The sequence below is a fragment of the Phocaeicola salanitronis DSM 18170 genome, assembly GCF_000190575.1.
Lineage (GTDB): Bacteria > Bacteroidota > Bacteroidia > Bacteroidales > Bacteroidaceae > Phocaeicola > Phocaeicola salanitronis.
The window spans coordinates 3,017,931-3,037,040 of record NC_015164.1; the positions used below are offsets into that span (position 1 = coordinate 3,017,931).

The following is a 19,110-nucleotide window of genomic DNA, read 5'->3' on the forward strand; positions in this document are numbered from 1 at the left end:
ATTTATCTCATGTCCAGGTATTTGATTTCGTCCTTGTCGCTATACTTCAGGTTTTCGCCTGCCATCCCCCAGATGAAGGTATAGTTGCTGGTACCTGCTGCTGCATGGATGCTCCATTCCGGCGAAGTGATGGCTTGCTCGTTGTGGAGCCAAACCAGACGTTCTTCCTGAGGCTCGCCCATGAGGTGGCAGATGGCATTGCCTTCGGGAACATTGAAATAGAAGTATGCCTCCATGCGGCGTGTGTGCGTGTGGGCAGGCATGGTGTTCCATACCGAGCCGGGAGCCAGTTCGGTCAATCCCATTTGCAGCTGGTTGGTGCCGCCGCCTTCTACGCGTTCCAGCACATCTTTCACAATCAGCTGGTTCACTACACGGTCGTTGCTGTCTTCCATTTTTCCGTAGTGGTCAGAAATTGCCAGTGCATATTTCTTGGGGTTCGCTTTCTGAGCCTTTACATCGGTGGTAATCAGCTGAGTGACAAATTGCTTGTAGGCAGGAGCCGAGTTGATATAGAATTTGGCAGGTTTGGCAGGGTCGTTGCTTTTGAAAGTCACTTCCTTGTTTCCGCAACCTACATAGAGCGCTTCTTTATATTTCATGGGATATTCTTTACCGTCTACAGTTACAACACCGTCTCCGCCGATGTTGACTACACCTAATTCGCGGCGTTCCAAGAAATATGTGATTTCCGGACCCAGTTCATGGAATGTTTCCAGTTTCAGCACTTTGTTGACGGGCATTACGCCACCATAGATAAGGCGGTCGTAAAGTGTATAAGTCAGGTTGATTTCATCGGCTGCCATTACTTTCTCCATAGCGAAAGACGAGCGCAGGCGTTCGGTGTCATAGTGCTTTACGTCTTGCGGGTGGCAAGCGGTCTGCACCTTGTAATTCATTTGGGCAGATGCCGTAGTGGCTGCAAAGCCCAGCATCATTGCGATAGCTAATTTTTTCATTGTTCTGTATTTTAAGTTATTGAATTATTATGTTTTTGGGTATTTATTTGGCTGCCTGTTTGGCTTCTTTCTCGCTGCGGATGATGATGCGGCGGTTGATAAGCATCATGGCGATGGCTATCAAAGCGAGCAGTCCGGCACCTATGTACGAGAGTTTGATGCCTCTGTAGATAAGCCATCCGAAGAGAGAGGAAGCAAAGTCGAGTGCGCCGCCCGAGAAGCCTTCCGGAATGTGTGCTGTGGGGTCATGTGTAGCTTCATATACCGTGTTGGCTGCCAATGTGAAGTCGGGAGCCATGTCGGTCACGAAATAAAGTCCGATGATAAGTGTAACCAGACCGATAATCAAGGTTTTCAATACATTTCCTTTTGTATAGGGTAATACCATGGGGAACAGGTAGAACATGCCTGCCAGGGATGCCAAGGGCAGGAACTGGTTGCCCGGAAGGAATACGGCAAGCGCCAGAATGACGGGAATCAGGATAACCGATGCTACCAGTGTGGCAGGATGGCCGATGACCAGGGCGGGGCTCATGCCGATATGCACTTTCTTGCCGTTGAATTTGGTCTTCACCAGTTCCGAAGTCTTTTCGGAAATGGGTTTCAGTCCTTCAATGAAAAGCGAGGTAATGCGGGGGATAAGTTCCATGACCGCACCCATGGTGATACCCAGGAAGAGCACTTTCTTGATGTCGAGCTGTGCGGCGGCACCGATAAGTATACCTACGATGACACCCAGCACCAGCGGTTCGCCCAATACGCCGAACTTCTTTTTCATTCCGTCGGCGTCAATGTCCAGCTTGGAGAAGCCGGGAATCTTGTCCAATGCCTTATTTATAAGGATAGCGAAAGGCGTGAAGCTTTGGCAGAAAGGCTGGGGGATGGAGATACCGTCCAAGTCATAGTATTTCTGGAACTTGTCTGCTGTCAGGTCGGCGCATACAAGTGTGATGATGTAGCAAATGATGGCTGCGAAATAGCCCCATGCCAGGCTTTCTCCCATAACGAAATACGCTACGGCACCGATAAAGGCGAAGTGCCAGTAGTTCCAAAGGTCGATGTTCACCGTACGGGTGGTCTTCGTGATGAGCATCAGCACGTTTATGCCCAGGCAAATCGGAATAATCAAGGCACCTACGGCCGTGTTGTATGCCACGGCTGCCGCTGCGGGCCAGCCCATGTCGAATACGTTCAGTTGCAGGTGGTAAAGGTCGGAGATAGCTTTTAAGGGATTGTCGAAGTTGGTGGTCAGCAAGGCGGTGACTACGCCCAAGCCCACGAAGCCGACACCTACACAAAGTCCGGACTTCAATGCCTTGCCAAACTTCATGCCGATGCATAAACCGATGATTGTAAAGATGATAGGCATCATGACCGATGCCCCTAAACTAATAATGTAGCTGAATACTTGTTCCATACGTTATTTCTCTAAAATGTAGTTACTAAGGTTAATGATGAATGAAATTGTGCCAAATGTACGGTCTTTTCTTCTAATTTGCAATTGATTCTGCAAGAAATTGCAAACTTTGGTCAAATTAAAACGATTTTTACCGTTATCGTGCACGATAATCTTTGTTATGTGATTAATTATTCCACGTTTAAGCACAGAAAATCCACATGTGCCGTTCGGTTTTTTTCGTATATTTGCCGTAAATAAATTGAACTATCATGAAAAGCAAGAGTTTTTTAGTATTTGGGTTGGGAATGTTGTGTTCTGCGTTCGGCACAGTACAGGCGCAGACGGATTTCCCGAAAGAGCAGAAGCCGTGGTCGGTGCGTATGGCAGAGTCGGAAATGGTTCGGAATCCCGAATCGTGGATGCTTGATTTCCAGCCGGCTTTGAAGTGGGACTATTGTCATGGGTTGGAACTGGGAGCGATGCTCGATGTGTACGACCGTTATGGCGACGCGAAGTTTTTCGATTATGCCTTGGCGTATGCCGATACCATGGTCAATGCCGACGGCACCGTTAAGAAGTACAAGGTAGAGGAATACAGCCTCGACCGTATCAATTCGGGTAAGTTCCTGTTCCGCATCTACGAGCAGACGAAAGACCCGAAGTATAAGAAAGCCTTGGATTTGATTCGTACCCAGTTCGACGGGCAGCCCCGGAACGACGACGGAGGTTTCTGGCATAAGAAGGTCTATCCGCACCAGATGTGGCTGGACGGCATCTATATGGGCGTGCCTTACCTGGCGGAATACGCTTACCGCAACAACGAGCCGCAGGCTTATCAGGAAGTCATCAAGCAAATCCAGTTGGCGAAGAAACATACCTACGACCCTGCCACGGGATTGCTCCGCCATGCGTGTGACGTGAGCAAGACCGAGAAATGGGCAGACAAGCAGACCGGCCAGTCGCAACATACTTGGGGGCGTGCGTTGGGCTGGTATGCCATGGCGTTGGTCGATGTGCTCGATTTCATTCCCAAGCACGAGCCGGGACGCGACTCGGTGCTGGTGATTCTGAACGACATCGCCAAGGCATTGAAGAAGTACCAAAGCCCCGAAGGCCTGTGGTATCAGGTAATGGACCGGAGCGGAGACGAAGGCAACTACCTGGAGTCGTCCTGTTCTACGATGTTTGTCTATTCGCTCTTCAAGGCGGTGCGCAAGGGATACATTCCCGTTTCTTATTTCAATGTGGCGCGGAAGGGATACGAAGGCATCCTGAACCATTTTATCAAGGTAGACGAGAACGGGCTGGTATCCATCACCCGTGCCTGTGCCGTAGCCGGTCTGGGAGGAAAGAATTACCGCTCGGGCGACTATAACTATTACATTAACGAGACCATCCGCGACAACGACCCGAAGGCGGTAGGCCCCTTCATCCTTGCCAGCCTGGAATGGGAAGGGCTGCCCAAGGAGCAGCGCCGCTTTGCCGAACCACGCTCGCTGGTGGTGGCTCAGGACGGGTCGGGCGACTTTACCACCCTTGCCGATGCATTGGAGTCAGCCCGTGCGTTTATGGATTTCGACGTGAAAATCTATGTGAAGAAAGGCGTCTACCACGAGAAACTGGTTGTTCCCTCATGGCTTCAGCACATCGAAATCATCGGGGAGGACGTGAACGAGACGGTCATCACCAACGCCCACCATGCCAATATGAACAAGATGGGGACATTCCGTACTTATACGGTGAAAGTGGAAGGCAATTACATCACGTTCCGCAACCTTACCATCGAGAACAATGCGCCGCGCCTGGGGCAGGCGGTGGCGTTGCATACCGAAGGCGATTGCCTGCGTTTCTTCAATTGCCGTTTCTTGGGCAATCAGGATACGGTCTATACCGGCACCGAAGGCACCCGCCTCTATTTCGAGAACTGTTACATCGAGGGGACAACCGATTTCATCTTCGGTCCCTCTACGGCGTGGTTCGAGGGATGCACCATTCATAGCAAGGCCAATTCGTATGTGACGGCGGCTTCTACGCCTCAGTACATCGCCTACGGCTATGTGTTCCATAAGTGCAAGCTCACGGCGGATGCCGGCATCGATAAGGTCTATTTGGGCCGTCCGTGGCGTCCGTACGCTTCTACCGTCTTTATGAATTGCGGGTTGGGCAAGCACATCCTTCCCGCAGGCTGGCATAACTGGAACAACAAAGCCAACGAACAGACCGCACGTTATGCCGAGTATGGCAATACAGGCGAGGGAGCCGGCGTTTCCGGACGTGTGGCATGGGCACGTCAGCTCACCGCGAAAGAAGCCGAAGGCATTACGATGAGCAAGGTCTTTGCGATGTCGAGCGATTGGAATCCTTGTGAGTAAAACAAAGTAGATAATATTTCGGGGAAAGGCAGCCGGGTGCATGCGCTGATGCAGCCGGCTGCCTTTCTTGTTTCATATAGCTGCGTTACGTGCACGATTAGTAATCGTACAGCAATACGATTAGTAATCGTCAACGTGTACGATTAGTAATCGTACACACAACGCAGTTATACTTCTTTCCATTCATGAATAAGTCATGTGGATTACACAGCCTATTGCAATCCAATTTACAGGCTGCTTCAGGAACAGGAATAAACATTCAGAGTTTGCTCATAAACCGTTCGCGGTCTACGATGTAGCGGATGTGGGTGGCTTCGCCTACCACGCCTTTCGTATCGGAAGCCGTCACCTTGAAAGCCAGTTTCCGTCCTTCCACATTCTCCAGTACCGCCGTGGCGGACACTTCCTCGCCCAGCGCCGAAGGTTTCACATGGGTGGTTTCGATAAAGGCGCCCACCGTAGTGCTGCCTTCGGGAAGCTCGGGCTGTACAGCCTTCATCGCCGCATTTTCCATTAATGCTACCAAGGCGGGCGTAGCAAACACTTCCATATCGCCCGAACCTAACGCCAGGGCGGTATTCGCCTGCGTCACTTTTACTTTACTTGTATAAGTCAATCCTTTTTCCATACTTTTGTTTTATTGCTGTTTTATCATAGGCAAAAGTATGCATTTTATCGAAAAACAACTTTAGAGCCTGTTTAAATTTTCCAATAAAGTAATATTCTATCAGGTTCTTTTGCGTTTGTTTCCGGTCTGTTTTCCCGATTTTATCCGTCAGATAGCCCGCTGTCCTCCTCATAAAATCAGAAAAACATCCTCGAAAACAATTCGCAAATTAACCTGGGCAAAATTTAAACGACAGGCTCTTATCATCAAGCGATAAATTGTCTGATAAAATAAAAATTACAAATACCAACATTACTTACATTTGGTTTCAAGAAGCAGTTTGATGCTTTTCATGCCGGGTACCGATGCCTTTATTTTTACCTTCCCCCCATTTCGGGTAGCTCGGAGAATCAGCAATGCACCACCCCGATAAAGCGAAGTCACCGCCGCCTCCAAATTACGGTTCGTGAAATGGTCGCCATTATCAAGCGCCAACACGTTGGCTTCTCCTTCTACATCTATCGTCAGATCACCTTCATAATTTTCAACCGGCCGTCCCTTGTTGTCTACAGCCGTAAACCGGATAAACTGTAAATCCATACCGTCGGCACACCAACTGCCGTTATCTTCTACCTCGGCTTTCAGGCGTACGGCTTTGCCCGGGGATTGCAGCTCGTGGCGTGCTACTTCCTTGCCGTTATTCTTAGCTACCGCAACTACATTGCCCGGCTGCCAGCTGACACCTTCCCACAAAAACTTGTTCTGGGCTTTATCATCCTGCCGGTTGTTCCGCTTTACTCCAAGGCTTTTCCCATTCTGGAACAATTCCACTTCATCACAATTGGAGGATACTTCCAACGTAATGCTGTCTCCCTTCTCGGGCCTCCAATAGAAATGGCTCATCTCGGCACGGCCCGACAGGATGTCGTTCCAGATTATGCTTTTCTGCTTGCTTTCAAGTACTCCGATATGCACCTGCGGCTCGTCTACAAAACAAGAGCGGACAAGCCATGCCCGGGGATAAGGTTTCAGCGTATGGTCAAAGAAAGAATAGTTCCATCCTTTCTTAGGCCAACCGTCACTTTCTCCCCAATACTCTATCGCTCCCCAGTAGCAAAGCCCTATGGTAGAAGCTCTGTCCATACGCAGATAAGGAGTAATCAGGTCGTTGACGCTCGCTTCGCTCTGGAAGATGATCAGATTGGGGTCGTACGCCTTATAGCGACGGTAATCGGCGTATTCATAATTGTAAGAGGCTATTTGCGTAATGCATGAAAGCTCGGGAGGAATGATGTTGGAAGGCTCACGGAATCCCGAGTCGGCACGGCGTATGCCATTGGCACGGGCAGGATACATGGCTGCGGTCGAGGGACGGGTCTTGTCGTAACGCTTCAAGTAGGTATCGAGAATGCGGAACGTCGTCACTCCCCAGTCGCCGGTCATATACCCCGATGCATTTTCACGATGCTGCATTTCGTTGCCGAGACTCCACAGAATGATACAAGGATGATTGCGGTCACGCTTCACCCATTCGGTAAGCAACTGCGGCCATACATACATAAACGATTCACGTCCACCCCAGCAATTGCCGTCGTTGCTCCATTTATCCACCAGTTCATCAACGACCAGAAAACCCATTTCATCGCACAGGTCATAAAAAACATCCGGATAAGGATTATGAGAACAACGCACGGCATTGAAACCAAATGCCTTCAGCTGCCTGAGCTGCCTTTCAATGGCGGTGCGATAAGTGGCCACTCCCACTCCCCCAAAATCGGTATGGTTGGCTATACCCTGCAAGAACACTTTCTTTCCGTTAAGCCGGAAACCGAAATCAGGGCTGTATTCTATTGTACGAAAGCCAAAGCGTTCACTTATCCTGTCAGTAGGCTTCCCATCAACATACATGACCACTTCACAAGTATAAAGATTCGACTTCTGATCACCTGATTCGGGAGAAACCACCTTCCACAAGCGAGGGGATGTAACCGTCATCGGGTCCAGATCCACTTCATAAAGATGCAGACGGGATTTAGCCGGTGCGGAGGTCATCTTTGATGAAGTGACCTTTTTCCCGCCGGCATCAAATATGTTAGCCTGAAATTCAACCTTTCCTTTCTGAAGAAGAGCACCTGGAAGCTCCGCCTGAACACGTACAATCCAATTGTCGTCCCTTGCTTTTTCTGCTACTACATATACCCCGTGCCGGGACATCGACATCGTGTCTTTCACTATTATACGCACATCGCGGTTAATGCCTCCGCCCGTATACCAGCGGGAACCTTCGGGAACGCCGGTATTCGTATAGACAGCCAGCAAGTTATCTTCTCCATATTTCATTTTTTGAGTCACGTCACAATCGAAACCGCAATAACCGTATTCAGTAGAACCTATTTTCTCACCGTTCAGATACACATCCCCGTAATACATCATGCCTTCGAAATCAACCACCACCTGCCTGCCGCGCCAAGCCTCATCGGGACGGAATGTCTTCCGGAACCATGCGCCCGACATTTCCTTAAAACCACGTGCCGCACGCGCCTCTTTCTTCCAAGGCATATTCAACTGATAATCGTAAGGAAGGTCGAGTAAACGCCACGACTTGTCATCCGTTTCAGGCTTTTCACCGCCTGCCACTTCACCCAAATGGAACCTCCAGTCAAAATTCAGAAGAATAGAATCTCTTTCTGCCGCAACTGCCTTAAAGCCTGCGAGCAACAGGAACAAGAATACAAAAGAACATTTTTTCATTGCCGAATCAGTTATTTGTTAAAGATATTGTTAATTGCCTGCAAAAATAACGAACCGGCTTATTTCCATTTTTACGGAAATGTCCGTATAGTTACAAAATTGTACAGCCCGCCGATTATCGTACAGTTACATATACATTTTGAATCAAAAGACATATAAATTATTCGCATTCCAAACTTCTAAAGCATTCCTTCCTTGCGCCCGATGACCATCATTCAGCTTGGTTGCCCTGCTGCTTATAGTGCAACGGAGAGACGCCGTAATAAGACTTAAAGACCGTAGTCAGATATTGAGGTGTTCCGAATCCGACCCTATAACTCACTTCAGCAACCGTAATATGATCGTCACGCAACAACAAGGCGGCTTGTTCTATACGTATTTTCCGGATATACTCCTTAGGCGAACAGCCTGCAAGGGCATTTACCCTCTGGTAAAACTTTGTACGCCCATACCCCATGGCTTTCGCCAGACGATCGACATTCAAATCAGTTTCGCTCAAATGCTCCTTTATATACGCATCAAGCTTAAGCATAAACTCACGGTCACGCTCTTCGATGATAAGTTCCGGCATTTTTACTTTCTGCTCCACTTCCACCTGCGAATAGCTCACCTTCAACTGTTCGTGCCTTTGCAAGATGCTGACGCACTGAACAACCAATTCGCGTGTAGAAAAAGGTTTCGCCATATACACGTCCGCTCCCGATGATATGCCCTTAATACGCCCTTCCATGCCATCAACGGCGGTCAGCATAATCACCGGCAAATACTTATAAGCACTGTGGCGTATGTGCCTCAGCAAGCCAATACCATCAAGATTAGGCATCACACAATCTGTTACTACCAAATCGGGCAACTGGTCATGAAGCATAGCGACCGCTTCTTTTCCGTCATTCGCTGTACGGACATGGAAATAATCACTTAATTCAGCCGCAAGAAAATCCTGAGTATCACGGTCATCTTCTACAACCAGCACAGTATAGCCGTTAAGGAATGTGCCATTTACGGCAACCGGATGTTTGGAAAGGACATCACCATCAGCGGTTTTGCCATCAATAAGCGGCGACTGATACATGAACTCTTCAGGTTTATATACCGATTTATCTAAAGGAAGAGTCAGCACAAATGTCGCGCCCGAAGGCTGGTTTTCAGTATCATGGAATGTCAGGGTTCCATGATGTGTCTGTACAAGTTCAGCGGTAAGGTTTAGCCCGATGCCCATCGAATCACCATTCATCATGGAATGATTGAAACGCTTGAACAAATCAGCACGCTTCTCCTGCGGCACACCAATGCCATTATCCGCCACTTCCACCACCAGATTTTGCATCTCCAGCCTGACAGCCAACGTAATCTTTCCTCCGACAGGCGTATATTTGAAAGCATTGCTTAACAGATTGTACGCGATTTTATCAACATATCCTTTATCGATATACATATCACAATGCGTCAGAGAACATATAAACTCGTAATGGATATCCCGGCTTTCCGCCTTATCGCAAAACGCCTGCCAAATAGCATACAAGAAAGGAATGGCATCCGTCTTCTCCAAACGCAATTCCAAACAATTGTTCTCCATTCGCCGGAACTCCATTAACTGGTCAATCAGACGACGCAACCTCTCTACGTTACGGCGCATGATAGCAGCAGAAGGAAGCAATGACTCAGGCATATTGCCACTATTGAGCAATTTATCTATCGAGGCATGAATCAACGTAAGCGGGGTACGGAACTCGTGAGATATGTTCGTAAAGAATTTCAGCCGGTATTCTGTTGACATTTTTTCGGCCTGTGCCTTTTCCCGGAGAGCCAGGGCACGTTGCCGGTTGTAATAAACGACACAGCAAACGGTCATGACTATTACAAACAGCAGCAACCGGAACCACCAAGCCGCATACCAAGGGGCTGCAATATGTATACTGACAATGCGCTCTGAAACCTTTCCTGAAGGAGTGGAGGCACGTACCCTAAATACATAGCTGCCCGAAGGAAGATTACGGTAAGATGCAAAATTCAGATTGTCGCTGACATACCATTGATTGTCATAACCTTCGAGCATATAACTGTAGCGGGTCGTATGACGATAAGACAGGTCTGAAAAATAAATCGAAAAAGAAGTTTCATGACTCCGCAGATTCAAGTCGGAAACCTGTTTCCATCTGCCCCCTTCTTCACCGTTTGACAAATCAGGATATATTGTGTTCCCGTTTACCTCGATATCGGTTATAACCAATCTGCCACAATCATTCTGAACGAGCATATTCTCTTCATTCACAATGACAATGCCGTCACACGTACCGAAAGCCATACGTCCGCCGCTAAGTTCAGCTGCACAATTGTTTTGATAAATGTTCCGCAAATAACGAGTTTCAAATCGCAGACAGGCGACCGGCTCGCCACCCCGCCGATAATAATACAGTCCATTTTCTGTCCCAATCCATATATTATCGCGACCGTCACATGCCAGCACCTGAATCTTGTTGTTCACAAGCTGGCTGTTTTCAATGCGATAAAAAACAGGACCATTCAGATGCGCTTCCGCCGAATTTTCCGCATAGAAAAGACCTTCGCTTGCCGTACCAATCCAAACCCGATGCTGCCGGTCCTCAACAAGGCTGTTTACACGATTACCGCCCATGGATTTGCCACCGAAGGAATATACTTTATATGCTTGTGGATTGACCACCAACGAATCCGGATTGAAAACAATGACACCTATAGTCGTAGCAACCCATATATTATTTAAATAATCTGACATCATACAACGTACACCGAACTTTCCGGTTTCTTGGAAGAAATGACGGAATGTATAGGAAACCCTTCCTTTTTCACCGACAACCGGCACAGCCAAATCGAACAGGCTATCAGAACCTCCCACCCAAATACGGTTACAATGGTCATAGATTGCCGTGACAATCCGGTCGGAACCTATTGAACGGCTGTCGGATGCATCATGACGATAACACATTCCGTTCAAGAACAAGCCATTGTTGCGCGTTCCTATCCACGTCACACTGTCCGGAGTAATTCCGGCAGTCAGGTATTCAAGTCCTTCCGGAAAATCTTTACCAAGACTAGCAAGCTGTGTACTGTCGGTTAAAGCACATATCCTGCCACCATCATTTGCCACCAGTATCCTGCCATCACAAAGTTTGGACAGAACTTTTATTTCATTCGAATTTATAAGGTCGCCAGACAATCCCATATTGACTATCCGGCACTTTGCTTCTTCACTTTCAAGCCTCGCTATGCCACTCCGATTGAATGCAAGCCATATAGCCCCGTCCTCCGACATCGTCATACTGACAATAAAATTGCTTGTCATAAATGACGGAGAGTTTTCGGACGTAAAATGTTCCGAAACTTCCGTATCAAGATTATAGATGAAAAAGCCATTGCCATTAGTCGATATCCACACTAATCCATCCGGAGTGGTTATGACATTTATTTTGTAATCCTGATGCAGCCGCATCATATCATCTGAGACTACTTTCAATGAAAAACTTTCCGTTTGTCTTCCTGCCCGAATATAATGAATTTTTCCCGTCAAAGGATTATATTTAATCTGATTGCCACAATTGTCTGAAAACTGATTCGGAGCGGTTGCCCGTGCTATCATCTTCATAGCCATTTCTGACGTACAAGGTTCAAACAGGTAAGTACCGGTGTTGAATAATACAAATTGCCAACCGCTACAACGGATAAGCAACTTACCGTTTCCGACATTCTCAATGCTTTCAATATGATTGTTTGGCAACAACTCCCCATTACCTTCTGTAGCCCGCACATAATGAAAATACCGATAACCATCATACCTGTATAGTCCGTACAATGACCCAAACCACATATAGCCTTCATCATCTTGAACGATGCAACGGATATTATTATCCGGTAATCCGTTTTCAAACGTAATCTTCTTACCAACAATATCGAACCGGGCACTGACTGGAAGTGAAAACATCGCCAATAAAGCAAATAAGGAAAGCCTGCCACAAACGCCAGCCAATAAATCTAAAAATACAGTCATGGCAAGCGAGAAGAAATACTTCACGCCCCCGTATTCTGATGTCTTATATGTTTTAGCCCCTGCCATGATTTCATTCCATTAAACTATATGCTTTTCGATTATCATGTTATCAGCATTGCAAATTTATGAAAATAAGTTTCACAATCCATAAACTTGTACAATCTTATAACAAAACGGACATTATCATAACAGGGAATGATTAGGGTTAACCCTTATATTATGCTTCTTTTTTAGTTTCCTTAAGAAACCGTGCCAAATCGTTTCCCGACGGATGCTGGTACACACGTAAGCCAAACCGGGGCAGCACGGCAATGAAATGATTGAAGACCTCGTTCTGAATGCCTTCATAGGCAAGCCACTCCGTTGTCTGCGTGAAACAATAGAACTCCAGCGGAAGCCCCTCGGGAGTGGGCTGCATCTGGCGCACCATAATCATCATATCCTGATGAATACGGGGATGCGCATGCAGGTATTCCAGCGCATATCTCCGGAACACTTCCAGGTTCACCACCGGTTCTGCCCCTTCTTCGGGCATGCCGATCCACCCTTTTTCTGCAAAAGCCTCCATTTCATCACCGGTGCAGAAGCGGATGGTGGTCATATCGATATTGAGCGAACGCTTGATGCGCCTTCCTCCCGTCTCCCACATCCCGCGCCAGTTCTGGAACGAATCGCTCACCAAGGCATACGGGGGAATGGTGGTGATGGTCTTGTCGAAGTTCTGCACCTTCACCGTGGTGAGCGACACTTCTTTCACAAACCCGTCGGCACCGTATTTCGCCATCGTGACCCAGTCGCCCGGACGCAGCATGTCGTTCGCCGAGAGCTGTACGCCAGCCACCAGCCCGAGGATGCTGTCTTTGAATATCAGCATCAGCACTGCCGCCGAAGCACCCAGTCCGGCAAGTATGGTAGCGGCATTCTGGTCGATGAGGATGCTGATTATCAGAATCAGGCCTACACAAAAAGCAAGAATGCTCACCATCTGGTAAATTCCTTTCAGCGGGCGGTAACGCAAGGTTTCATGCTCGTTCGAAATTTCATAAAGCGACTTCAAGAATGCGTTGACCAGCATCAGCGTTGTGACCACCAGGTAAATAAGGCATGCTTTCAACAGGATGGTAAGCACGTAGGGATAGCCATCGAAAGCGAAAGGCAGCAGCAGGTAAAAGATGATAGGCGGAATCATCCGGGAGAAACTGTGCAGCATGTCATCGTTGAACAGGTAATCGTCCCATTTCGCCTTCGTCTTTGCCGTCAGCTTGCGCACCGCCGGAATCAGCGCATGACGGAATAACTTCGTCACGATGTACGAAACCAGCAATATAGCCAATATCAATATCACACGTGTCGTCCAGTCCAGATTCGACTTGTCGATGCCCATTTCCATCAAGACACGGGCGATTTCTTCATCTATATGTTCCATATAAGTTTTTGAGTTTTTAAGTTCTTGCTTTACAGATATGCTTGTCACGCCGGATTTGCAATCCGGCGTAATTAAAGAATCGGATTTTTAATCCGAAACCGTTTGCCGATGCGGATTGCAAATCCGCGAATCCAATTACGCTGGATTACAAATCCAGCGTGACAAGATCCAGCGTGACAAGCAAGAAGCTGGCGTATTCGGGCGTATGCGATACGCCCCTACATGGGCTTCTGTAAGTTTTTGCTTTTAACGAGGCAAATATACGAAGCTTTTTTCATATATTTATCCACGAAAAGACGTATAACCTGTTAAGATTCGCTTATGACACACATTTATTACTGCATTTTATGGGGAATCTGCCTCATCCTGGCCGGCTGTATCCGCGACGATGCGGCATACGGCGAGGCGGGCATTGTGACGGGCGACACGCTGCCTGAATTTCAGGTAGAATTGGACAACGGCTCCATGCTTGCCACTTCCGACCTTCAAGGCAAGGTGTCAGTACTGGTATTCTTCCATACCGGATGCCCTGATTGCCAACAGGAGCTTCCGGTCATCCAGCAACTGTACGACTTGTACCGGGCCAACGATTCAGTCGCCATCTATTGCATCAGCCGTGAAGAGGCGGCGGAGGAAATCGAAGCTTATTGGCAAGCCCATGGCCTGACCCTCCCCTATTCGGCGCAAGAAAGCCGGAGCGTGTACAACCTGTTTTCGGGGCAAGGCATCCCGCGGGTGTACGTATCCGACAAGAGCCTGCAAGTCTACAGCACGTATTCGGACAACCCGATAGCCGGACTGGATGAGCTTACGGAAGACGTGGAGGCATTAAGGATGAAAAACAAAGAATGAACATCCGCATTTCCCCAAACCGGTAGGGGATAATTGGAATATTCTATTAAATTAATCGTTAATAGTGAACAGTTCATGGTGAAAAAACGAATGGTTTCATTAACTTTGCCGACAACTAATTAAATTACTAATACCAAAATAAATAATCAAATGAGTTTGAAAATTGTAGTTTTGGCAAAACAAGTACCCGACACGCGTTGCGTAGGGAAAGATGCCATGAATGCCGACGGCACCATCAACCGTGCGGCGCTTCCGGCGATATTCAACCCGGAAGACCTGAATGCCCTTGAACAGGCACTCCGACTGAAAGACACGCATCCCGGTTCTACCGTCACCATCCTGACCATGGGGCCCGGACGTGCAGCCGAAATCATCCGCGAAGGCTTATACAGAGGAGCCGACAACGGATACTTATTGACCGACCGTGCTTTTGCCGGCGCCGACACGCTTGCCACTTCGTATGCCCTTGCCACTGCTATCCGCAAGATTGGCGAGTATGACCTTATCATCGGCGGACGGCAGGCCATCGACGGCGATACGGCGCAGGTAGGCCCGCAAGTGGCAGAGAAGTTAGGATTGCCGCAGGTCACTTACGTAGAAGAAATCGAAGAGGTAAGCGGCAAGGCTATCCGTGTGAAACGCCACATCGACGGAGGCGTGGAAACCGTGGAAGCCCCGCTCCCCATCGTATTGACCGTAAACGGAAGCGCGGCGCCCTGTCGCCCGCGTAACGCCAAACTGGTGATGAAATACAAACGCGCCTTAGGCGGACAGGAAAAAGCAGCCCTGACCAAAGACGGAGCAGCCCTTCCCTATGCAGACCAGTACGAGAAACATCCTTACCTGAACATCACCGAATGGAGCGTGGCAGACGTGAACGGCGACACGAAACAATGCGGCCTGTCGGGGTCTCCCACGAAGGTGAAGAAGATTGAGAACATCATCTTCCAGGCAAAGGAAAGCAAGACCCTGACGGGAAGCGACGCGGATGTAGAAAACCTGATTGTTGAACTGTTGGCTAACCATACTATCGGATAAGACTATGAATAATGTATTTGTATATTGTGAGATGGACGGCACGCATGTTGCCGACGTCAGCCTCGAACTGTTAACGAAAGGCCGTAAACTGGCGAACGAATTAGGATGCCAACTGGAAGCCATCTGTGCGGGAAGCGGACTTGACAGTGTAGAAAAGCAAGTGCTCCCCTACGGCGCAGACCGTGTGCACGTATTCGATGCACCGGGATTGTACCCTTACACTTCCCTGCCCCATACCTCTATCTTGGTGAACCTTTTCAAAGAAGAAAAGCCTCAAATCTGCCTGATGGGCGCTACGGTCATCGGACGCGACTTGGGCCCGCGCGTATCTTCTGCCCTGACCAGCGGACTGACCGCCGACTGTACCCAGCTGGAGATAGGCGACCACGAAGACAAGAAGAATGGTGTCACCTATAAGAACCTGTTGTACCAAATCCGTCCGGCATTCGGAGGAAACATCGTTGCCACCATCGTCAACCCCGAACACCGTCCGCAGATGGCTACGGTGCGTGAGGGCGTGATGAAGAAAGAAATCCTCGACGAGAATTATCAGGGTGAAGTCATCCGCCACGATGTAGCGAAGTTCGTCCCCGAAACCGACTATGTGGTAAAGGTCATCGACCGCCACGTGGAAAAGGCGAAACACAACCTGAAAGGCTCGCCCATCGTTGTAGCCGGCGGTTACGGCATGGGAAGCAAGGAAGGCTTCGACATGCTTTTCGAGCTGGCTAAAGAACTGCACGCCGAAGTGGGCGCTAGCCGTGCAGCCGTAGACGCAGGTTTCTGCGACCACGACCGCCAGATAGGCCAGACCGGCGTAACGGTTCATCCGAAACTCTACATTGCCTGCGGCATCTCCGGACAAATCCAGCACATCGCCGGCATGCAGGACGCAGGCATCATCATCTCGGTGAACAGCGACCCGAACGCGCCAATCAACACAATTGCTGATTATGTGATTAACGGGACGGTGGAAGAGGTCATTCCGAAGATGATTAAGTATTATAAGAAAAATAGCAAATAAAATCTGAGGAGACAATGAGAAACATAGGTATATTCGGAATGCTTTTCTTCTTTGCCCTTTCCGCCTTTTCGCAAGACACCATCTATTTGGACAAACAAAAGAGATGGATTGATGATAAGGATAAAGCACATCAATACTGCATTCGGAAAGAACTTGGAAAGAACGACATCGAAGTGACCTTTTATAATATGGGAGACACCTTGCTACGCGTCCAGCATTATGCCGCTTTTACCAAAGAGCCCAAAGGGCGCATCTTGCACGGAGAATCTGTCCTGTATTATGCGAATGGCCAGCCTTCCGAAATATACCACGACCAGAACGGGAAAAGACACGGTAAATACCAGCGTTTCTATGAAGACGGACAACTGAAATACGAATGCCTGTTCATAGAAGGGAAACGAGAACGCAACGTAAAAATGTATTACCCCAATGGGGCACTTTGGCGCATCGAGCAATTCAGCAAAGGCCGTTCTATGGGCGGTCATGTTTTCGATGAATCCGGAAAAGAAGCGGACTTCTATCCTTCTGAACGGAACGGTTTTCCCGGAGGAAGTGTAGCGATGCTGAAATTCATTGCCAAGCATCTTCACTATCCCAAAGAAGCCGTACGGGAAAAAGCGCAAGGCAAGGTAATCATTGAATTAAAATTCGATGAAGAAGGGCATATCAAAAGCTATGAAATCCTTCCGCAAAGCATCGAGCATCCCTTGTTGCGTAAAGAAGCATCCCGTTTGGTCGAAGAAGATATGATGCCCCTGAAATGGGAACGTCCCGTACAATTCGGCGAGTTCCGCAACTCTGTCAAGTTTCCCATTGTATTCAGAATCAGAAAATCTTAACTCCTAAAAAGACAAAAAAACTATGCCAAACTATTATACCGAACATCCTGAATTGCGCTTCCATCTCAACAACCCGATGATGGAGCGTATCTGTCAGTTGAAAGAACGCGATTATAGAGACAAAGACCAGTATGACTACGCGCCGCAAGACTATGCCGACGCGATGGACTCATACGACAAAGTGTTGGAAATCACCGGAGAAATCACCGGAGAAGTGATTGCAGCCAATGCCGAAGGCGTAGACCTGGAAGGTCCGCACCATGCCAACGGACGTGTGGAATATGCTTCAGGAACGAAACAGAACCTTGACGCCATGGTGAAAGCCGGGCTGAACGGCATGACCATGCCACGCCGCTTCGGAGGACTGAACTTCCCGATTACCCCCTACACCATGTGCGCCGAAATCGTGGCACAAGCCGATGCGGGCTTCGGAAACATCTGGTCGTTGCAGGACTGTATCGAGACCCTCTACGAATTCGGGAACGAAGACCAGCACAGCCGTTTCATCCCGCGTATCTGCGCCGGCGAGACCATGTCGATGGACCTGACCGAACCGGATGCCGGAAGCGACCTGCAGAGCGTAATGCTGAAAGCCACTTACGATGAAGCCAACCAGTGCTGGCGCCTGAACGGCGTGAAGCGTTTCATTACGAACGGTGACGCCAACCTGCACTTGGTATTGGCACGCTCGGAAGAAGGCACACACGACGGACGCGGGCTCTCGATGTTCATCTACGACAAGAACGACGGAGGCGTGGACGTGCGCCGCATCGAAAACAAGCTCGGCATCCACGGCTCGCCCACCTGCGAACTAGTGTACAAGAACGCCAAGGCCGAACTTTGCGGCGACCGCAAGTTGGGACTTATCAAATACGTAATGGCGTTGATGAACGGTGCCCGCCTGGGTATCGCCGCCCAATCGGTAGGATTGAGTCAAGCCGCTTACGATGAAGGACTTGCCTACGCTAAAGACCGTAAGCAGTTCGGTAAGGCTATCATCGAATTCCCTGCCGTATACGATATGCTTGCCACGATGAAGGCGAAACTTGATGCCGGACGTGCCTTGCTTTACCAAACTTCACGCTATGTAGACATCTACAAAGCATTGGACGACATCGCCCGCGAGCGTAAGTTGACTCCCGAAGAACGCCAGGAGCAAAAACGTTACGCCAAACTGGCAGATAGCTTCACCCCGCTGGCAAAAGGTATGAACTCGGAATACGCCAACCAGAACGCTTACGACTGCATCCAGATACACGGAGGTTCGGGCTTTATGATGGAATATGCCTGCCAGCGCATCTACCGCGACGCACGTATCACCAGCATCTACGAAGGAACGACCCAGCTCCAGACCGTAGCCGCTATCCGTTACGTGACCAACGGTTCGTATGCCGCTACCTTGCACGAGTACGAAGCCATCCCTTGCGCACCCGAATACCAAGGCTATATGGACCGTCTGAAAGCAATGACCGGAAAACTGGAAGCTTGTACCACCAAGGTGAAAGAAGCGCAAAACCAAGAGCTGCTCGACTTCACCTCACGCCGCCTGTATGAAATGGCAGCCCTCTGCGTGATGAGCCACCTGCTCTTGCAAGACGCGAACAAGGCTCCCGAACTTTTCGCCAAATCACTCGACGTATATGTAAATTATGCCGAAGCCGAAGTGGAAAAGCACTATAGCTTTATCCAGAACTTCCAGGCAGAAGAATTGGAAAACTACCGGAAAGCCTAAAAGCAGATGTATAAAGTTAAATGATATTTATTAGAAACACAGATTTTCGCGGATGAACGCAGATTATTTTAGTTACAATTTTTCGAT

The 19,110-nt window shown here is 48.7% G+C and carries 12 protein-coding genes; 6 read left to right on the forward strand and 6 right to left on the reverse strand.

Annotated features, from left to right (window positions below; all coding sequences use genetic code 11):
- Nucleotides 1-2: 2 nt before the first annotated feature.
- Nucleotides 3-959: a 5-dehydro-4-deoxy-D-glucuronate isomerase gene (gene kduI / locus BACSA_RS13070; protein ID WP_013618510.1), complete on the reverse strand. Its 957-nt coding sequence runs from the start codon at nucleotides 957-959 to the stop codon at nucleotides 3-5.
- 43 nt (nucleotides 960-1,002) lie between these two features.
- Nucleotides 1,003-2,376, reverse strand: coding sequence for a PTS galactitol transporter subunit IIC (locus BACSA_RS13075; protein ID WP_013618511.1), 1,374 nt, complete (start codon nucleotides 2,374-2,376; stop codon nucleotides 1,003-1,005).
- A 251-nt stretch (nucleotides 2,377-2,627) separates the two neighbouring features.
- Here BACSA_RS13075 and BACSA_RS20875 point away from each other — a divergent pair, with 251 nt between their 5' ends.
- Nucleotides 2,628-4,730 (forward strand): pectinesterase family protein, encoded by a 2,103-nt coding sequence (locus tag BACSA_RS20875; protein ID WP_013618512.1) that lies wholly within the window; start codon nucleotides 2,628-2,630, stop codon nucleotides 4,728-4,730.
- A gap of 259 nt (nucleotides 4,731-4,989) precedes the next feature.
- On the opposite strand, the gene BACSA_RS13085 is transcribed toward BACSA_RS20875, so the two are convergent.
- The 4 genes from BACSA_RS13085 to BACSA_RS13105 all read right to left on the reverse strand — a co-directional run bounded on the left by BACSA_RS13085 (nucleotide 4,990) and on the right by BACSA_RS13105 (nucleotide 13,538).
- Nucleotides 4,990-5,358: a thioesterase family protein gene (locus BACSA_RS13085; RefSeq protein WP_013618513.1), complete on the reverse strand. Its 369-nt coding sequence runs from the start codon at nucleotides 5,356-5,358 to the stop codon at nucleotides 4,990-4,992.
- A gap of 291 nt (nucleotides 5,359-5,649) precedes the next feature.
- Nucleotides 5,650-8,088, reverse strand: coding sequence for a glycoside hydrolase family 2 protein (locus BACSA_RS13095; protein WP_013618514.1), 2,439 nt, complete (start codon nucleotides 8,086-8,088; stop codon nucleotides 5,650-5,652).
- 211 nt (nucleotides 8,089-8,299) lie between these two features.
- Nucleotides 8,300-12,178, reverse strand: a complete 3,879-nt coding sequence (locus BACSA_RS13100; protein WP_013618515.1) for a response regulator — start codon at nucleotides 12,176-12,178, stop codon at nucleotides 8,300-8,302.
- 151 nt (nucleotides 12,179-12,329) lie between these two features.
- Nucleotides 12,330-13,538, reverse strand: coding sequence for a mechanosensitive ion channel family protein (locus tag BACSA_RS13105; protein ID WP_013618516.1), 1,209 nt, complete (start codon nucleotides 13,536-13,538; stop codon nucleotides 12,330-12,332).
- Between the two features lie 321 nt (nucleotides 13,539-13,859).
- On the opposite strand from BACSA_RS13105, the gene BACSA_RS13110 reads away from it, so the two are divergent.
- The 5 genes from BACSA_RS13110 to BACSA_RS13130 all read left to right on the forward strand — a co-directional run bounded on the left by BACSA_RS13110 (nucleotide 13,860) and on the right by BACSA_RS13130 (nucleotide 19,023).
- Nucleotides 13,860-14,390 carry a TlpA family protein disulfide reductase gene (locus tag BACSA_RS13110; protein ID WP_013618517.1) on the forward strand — a complete coding sequence of 177 codons (531 nt, stop codon included), beginning with the start codon at nucleotides 13,860-13,862 and terminating at the stop codon, nucleotides 14,388-14,390.
- A gap of 150 nt (nucleotides 14,391-14,540) precedes the next feature.
- A complete protein-coding gene (locus BACSA_RS13115) occupies nucleotides 14,541-15,428 on the forward strand; it encodes an electron transfer flavoprotein subunit beta/FixA family protein (protein WP_013618518.1) in 888 nt (295 codons plus the stop codon).
- Nucleotides 15,429-15,432: 4 nt separating this feature from the next.
- Entirely contained in the window at nucleotides 15,433-16,452 is a 1,020-nt protein-coding gene (locus BACSA_RS13120; RefSeq protein WP_013618519.1) for an electron transfer flavoprotein subunit alpha/FixB family protein, read from the forward strand.
- Nucleotides 16,453-16,466: 14 nt separating this feature from the next.
- On the forward strand, nucleotides 16,467-17,291 hold the full coding sequence (locus BACSA_RS18950; RefSeq protein WP_013618520.1) for an energy transducer TonB: 825 nt from the start codon (nucleotides 16,467-16,469) through the stop codon (nucleotides 17,289-17,291).
- 22 nt (nucleotides 17,292-17,313) lie between these two features.
- Entirely contained in the window at nucleotides 17,314-19,023 is a 1,710-nt protein-coding gene (locus tag BACSA_RS13130; RefSeq protein ID WP_013618521.1) for an acyl-CoA dehydrogenase family protein, read from the forward strand.
- Nucleotides 19,024-19,110: the final 87 nt, after the last annotated feature.